The sequence below is a fragment of the Micromonospora maritima genome, assembly GCF_902825405.1.
Classification (GTDB): domain Bacteria; phylum Actinomycetota; class Actinomycetes; order Mycobacteriales; family Micromonosporaceae; genus Micromonospora; species Micromonospora maritima.
Genome location: NZ_CADEAU010000423.1, coordinates 1 through 4,687, shown reverse-complemented (window position 1 = coordinate 4,687; position 4,687 = coordinate 1). Strand labels below are relative to the sequence as shown.

The window sequence follows — 4,687 nt, the reverse complement described above, 5'->3', positions numbered from 1 at the left end:
AGCCCTTCGCGCAGCGCGAAGCGGTGCAGGCCGCGCACCGCGCTGGCGGCGCGGGCGGTGGAGGAGACGGCGAGCGGCGGATGCGTGTCGTCGCCGGCGCGCAGCCGGGCCAGGTGCGCCTCGACCTGGGCCGCCCCGGCGGCGGCCAGGTCGGTCACCCCGGCGTCGGCCAGGGTGTCGAGGTAGCGGTCCAGGTCCCGGCGGTACGAGGTGAGCGTGTTCGCGGACAGTCCACGCTCGACCGTGAGGTGGTCCAGGTAGCCCCGGACCGCGCGACGCAGGGCCGGCGCGGGTTCCGCGCCGGCCCGGTCCGTCGTGGGGTCGGTCAGCGGAGCACCTCGGCCAGCGGCAGCACGTCCATGCCGTGCGCCTCCGCCACCGGGCCGTAGACGACCTTGCCGGCGTGGGTGTTCAGGCCCAGCGCCAGCGCCGGGTCGTTGCGCAGCGCCTGCTGCCAGCCCTGGTTCGCGAGTTCGAGGGCGTACGGCAGGGTGACGTTGGTCAGCGCGTAGGTGCTGGTGTTCGGCACCGCGCCGGGCATGTTCGCCACGCAGTAGAAGATCGAGTCGTGCACCTTGTAGACCGGGTCGGCGTGCGTGGTCGGGCGCGAGTCCTCGAAGCAGCCGCCCTGGTCGATGGCGATGTCGACGAGCACGCTGCCCGGCTTCATCCGGGAGACCAGCTCGTTGGAGATCAGCTTCGGGGCCTTCGCGCCGGGCACCAGCACCGCGCCGATGACCAGGTCCGCGTCGAGCACGGCCCGCTCGATCTCGTACGCGTTGGAGGCGACGGTCTGCAGGTGGCCACGGTAGATGGCGTCGGCCGAGCGCAGCCGGGCCACGTTCTTGTCCAGCAGCAGCACCTCGGACTGCAGGCCGAGCGCGATGGCGGCGGCGTTCAGGCCGGACACGCCGGCGCCGATGACCACGGTCTTGGCCGCGTACACGCCGGAGACGCCGCCGGGCAGCACGCCCCGCCCGCCGCCGGTGCGCATCATGTAGAACGCGCCCACCTGTGGGGCGAGCCGGCCGGCCACCTCGGACATCGGGGCGAGCAGCGGCAGCGACCGGTCGGGCAGCTCGACCGTCTCGTAGGCGATGCCGGTGACCTTGCGGTCGACGAGCGCGTCGGTGCACTCGCGGGAGGCGGCCAGGTGCAGGTAGGTGAAGAGCACCTGCCCCTCGCGCATCCGGTGGTACTCCTCGGCGATCGGCTCCTTGACCTTGAGCACCAGCTCGGCGGTCTCCCAGACCTCGTCGGCGGTGGCCAGGATCTTCGCGCCGGCGGCGGCGAACTCGTCGTCGGTGATGCTGGAGCCGACCCCGGCGCCGGCCTCGACGAACACCTCGTGGCCGTGGCGGGTGAACTCGTTGACGCCGGCGGGCGTGATCGCCACCCGGTACTCGTGGTTCTTGACCTCGCGGGGGATTCCGACCTTCACGATGCAGACACCTTCCTCCGGGGCGGCTCACCCCCGACTGAACGGCGCCGCGACGGCTCCGTTGCCGACGCGGTCCACCGGTCCCGCCGGCGGCAGTCTAGGCGCGTGGGAGGCCGGGGGACGCCAACACAGTGACATCCGGTGCCCGGTGGTGCTGACGATCTGTCAGGCGTGGACCGGGCTGCCCGGTGGAGACGGCCTCAGCCGACAGGACAGACTTCGGTAAATATCTTCCCACCCGCGGGTGCCGGTGCGGACAGGACGCGAGTGGATCACTATGGTGTCCGCTCATGACCACTCCTTACCAGCAGTACCCGCAGGGCGTCTCGGACAAGAGCAAGGTCGTCGCGGGTGTACTCGGCATTCTGCTCGGCTTCTTCGGCGCCGGGCGTTTCTACATGGGCGACACCAAGACCGGCGTCCTTCAGCTCGTGGTGAGCGTCGTGACCTGCGGCTTCGGCGCCCTCTGGGGCACCATCGACGGCATCCTGATCCTGGTCAACGGTGGCGTCGACGGGCAGGGTCGCCCGCTGCGCGACTGAGCGCCGACACACGGAAGGGGCCGCGCGGTGCGTCGCACCGCACGGCCCCTTCGTCGTCGTTCCCGGAGCCGTCGCTTCCGGATCAGCGTGGCAGCGGCGCCTCGGGGCGGCGCAGCTCGGTGAAGCCGGTCTCCCGTGCCCGGGCGGCGGCGAGCAGCCCGGCCACGCAGGACGCGTTGGTGATCTCACCGGCGAGCACCATCCGGACCGCCTCGTCGAGGTCGACGCGGACCACCTGCAGGTCGGCCTCCTCGTCGTGCCGGTCGTGCCGCTGCTCGGCCGGCACGTCGCCGAGGTCGCGGGCCAGGAAGACCCGGACCACCTCGTCGGAGAAGCCGGGCGAGCTGTGCAGGTCGACAAGCACGTCGACCCGGCCCGCGGTCAGGTCGGCCTCCTCGGCCAGCTCCCGGGCCGCCGCGGCGGCCAGGTCCTCCCCGCTGACGTCCATCAGGCCCGCCGGCAGCTCCCACAGGTGCCGGCCGACCGGGTGCCGGTACTGGCGGATCAGCACCACCTGGCCGGCGTCGTCGAGCGCCACCACGGCCACCGCGCCCACGTGCCGGACGTAGTCGCGCGCGGCGGTGCCGCCCCCGGGCATGGTCACGTCGTCGCTGACCACCGAGAAGATCCGGCCGGACCAGACGTCCCGGCGCGCGGTCACCTCGTACCGGTGCTCGACGCCACTCACTTCGCCGACGCCTTCGCCGCGCCGCCGCGGCCGGTCTTCTTCGCCCCGCCGTCCAGGTCCACCGGGAGCTGGTCGGCCTCGGAGTAGGCGACCGCGGCGCCGACGAACGCGGCGAACAGCGGGTGCGGCCGGGTCGGGCGGCTCTTCAGCTCCGGGTGCGCCTGGGTGGCCACGAAGAACGGGTGCAGGTCGCGGTCCAGCTCGACGAACTCGACGAGTCGCCCGTCCGGCGAGGTGCCGGAGATGGTCAGGCCGGCCTTGGTGAGCTGGTCCCGGTAGGCGTTGTTCACCTCGTACCGGTGCCGGTGCCGCTCGCTGACCTCGGTGCTGCCGTACGCCTCGGCGACGATCGAGCCCTCGGCCAGCTTCGCCGGGTACGCCCCGAGCCGCATGGTGCCGCCCAGGTCGCCCCGGCCGGCGACGATGTCCTCCTGGTCGGCCATGGTGGCGATGACCGGGTGCACGGCCTCCTCGTCGAACTCCAGCGAGTTCGCGCCGTCCAGGCCGGCCAGGTGGCGGGCCACCTCGATGGTCATGCACTGCAGGCCGAGGCAGAGGCCGAGCAGCGGAACGCCGTTCTCCCGGGCGTACCGGGCGGTGCCGACCTTGCCCTCGATGCCGCGCACGCCGAACCCACCGGGGATGACGATGCCGTCGACGCCGGCCAGGGCGGCGGCCGCGCCGGCCGGGGTGACGCAGTCGTCGCTGGGCACCCACTTCAGCTGCACCCGGGCGCGGTGGCCGAAGCCGGCGGCCCGGATCGCCTCGCTGACCGACAGGTACGCGTCGGGCAGGTCGACGTACTTGCCGACCAGCGCGACGGTGATCGTGTGGCGGGGCTGGTGCACCCGCTCCAGCAGGTCGTCCCAGCTGGTCCAGTCCACGTCGCGGAACGACAGGCCGAGCCGGCGCACCACGTACGCGTCGAGGCCCTCGCGGTGCAGCACCTTCGGGATGTCGTAGATGCTCGGCGCGTCCGGGGCGGCGGTGACCGCCTCCCGGTCCACGTCGCAGTAGAGCGACAGCTTCTCCTTGACCTTGTCCGGGATCTCCCGGTCGCAGCGCAGCACCAGCGCGTCGGGCTGGATGCCGATGCTGCGCAGCTGCGCCACCGAGTGCTGGGTCGGCTTGGTCTTCAGCTCGCCCGACGGCGCCAGGTAGGGCACCAGCGACACGTGCAGGTAGAAGCAGTTGTCCCGGCCCAGGTCGTGGCGGATCTGCCGGATCGACTCCAGGAACGGCAGCGACTCGATGTCGCCGACCGTGCCGCCGACCTCGGTGATCACCACGTCGGGGACCTGGCCGTCGGCGTCCGGGTCGGCCATGCCGAGGATCCGGGCCTTGATCTCGTTGGTGATGTGCGGGATGACCTGGACCGTGTCGCCCAGGTACTCCCCGCGTCGCTCCTTGGCGATCACCGCCGAGTAGATCTGCCCGGTGGTGACGTTCGCCTTGCCGGAGAGGTCCCGGTCGAGGAACCGCTCGTAGTGCCCGACGTCGAGGTCGGTCTCGGCGCCGTCCTCGGTGACGAAGACCTCGCCGTGCTGGAACGGGTTCATCGTGCCGGGATCGACGTTCAGGTACGGGTCGAGCTTCTGCATCACCACGCGCAACCCGCGCGCGGTCAGCAGGTTGCCGAGGCTGGAGGCGGTGAGGCCCTTACCCAGCGAGGAGGCGACGCCCCCGGTGACGAAAATGTGCCTGGTCGTCCGTGCTGAAGGGGCCAAGGCCTGCTCCCGTGTCGTCCGTAGCGGTCGTGCGAACCGCCGTGCCGATCAGCCAAGTGATCACGCGATCCACGGGATTCCACGGTAACACCTTCCGGACGGTGAGCCGGCGTCGCACCCGCTGTCGGTGCACGTAGGGCCGCGTCCGCCCGCCCCGGAGCCCTTCCGCACCCCGTCTCCGGACCGGTCCGCGGCCGGGAGACGGACCGCGCCGTGGCGCGGAGACGGGCCACGCCGCCGGGCGCGGGGGGTCAGGTCGCGGGCACCCCGGACGGGGACCCGGTCGGCT

General features: G+C 72.3%; 5 protein-coding genes. 1 reads left to right on the top strand and 4 read right to left on the bottom strand.

Features of this window, described 5'->3' with window-relative positions; all coding sequences use genetic code 11:
* Positions 1-329: site-specific integrase (locus HUW36_RS26135; RefSeq protein ID WP_174530577.1), on the bottom strand; the 329-nt coding region annotated here is incomplete at its 3' end.
* Complete coding sequence (gene ald, locus HUW36_RS26130; RefSeq protein WP_174530576.1) at positions 326-1,441, bottom strand: alanine dehydrogenase; 1,116 nt, start codon at positions 1,439-1,441, stop codon at positions 326-328. The genes ald and HUW36_RS26135, both read right to left, overlap by 4 nt.
* Before the next feature lie 188 nt (positions 1,442-1,629).
* On the opposite strand from ald, the gene HUW36_RS26125 reads away from it, so the two are divergent.
* The gene (locus HUW36_RS26125; protein WP_246248329.1) at positions 1,630-1,983 is read left to right on the top strand and encodes a TM2 domain-containing protein; all 354 of its coding nucleotides are present in this window, start codon (positions 1,630-1,632) and stop codon (positions 1,981-1,983) included.
* Positions 1,984-2,065: 82 nt separating this feature from the next.
* Here the strand turns inward: HUW36_RS26125 and HUW36_RS26120 are convergent, their stop codons facing one another.
* Positions 2,066-2,671 (bottom strand): NUDIX domain-containing protein, encoded by a 606-nt coding sequence (locus HUW36_RS26120; protein ID WP_098745293.1) that lies wholly within the window; start codon positions 2,669-2,671, stop codon positions 2,066-2,068.
* Complete coding sequence (gene pyrG, locus HUW36_RS26115; protein WP_174530575.1) at positions 2,668-4,398, bottom strand: CTP synthase; 1,731 nt, start codon at positions 4,396-4,398, stop codon at positions 2,668-2,670. Before pyrG ends, HUW36_RS26120 begins: the two co-directional genes overlap by 4 nt.
* Positions 4,399-4,687: the final 289 nt, after the last annotated feature.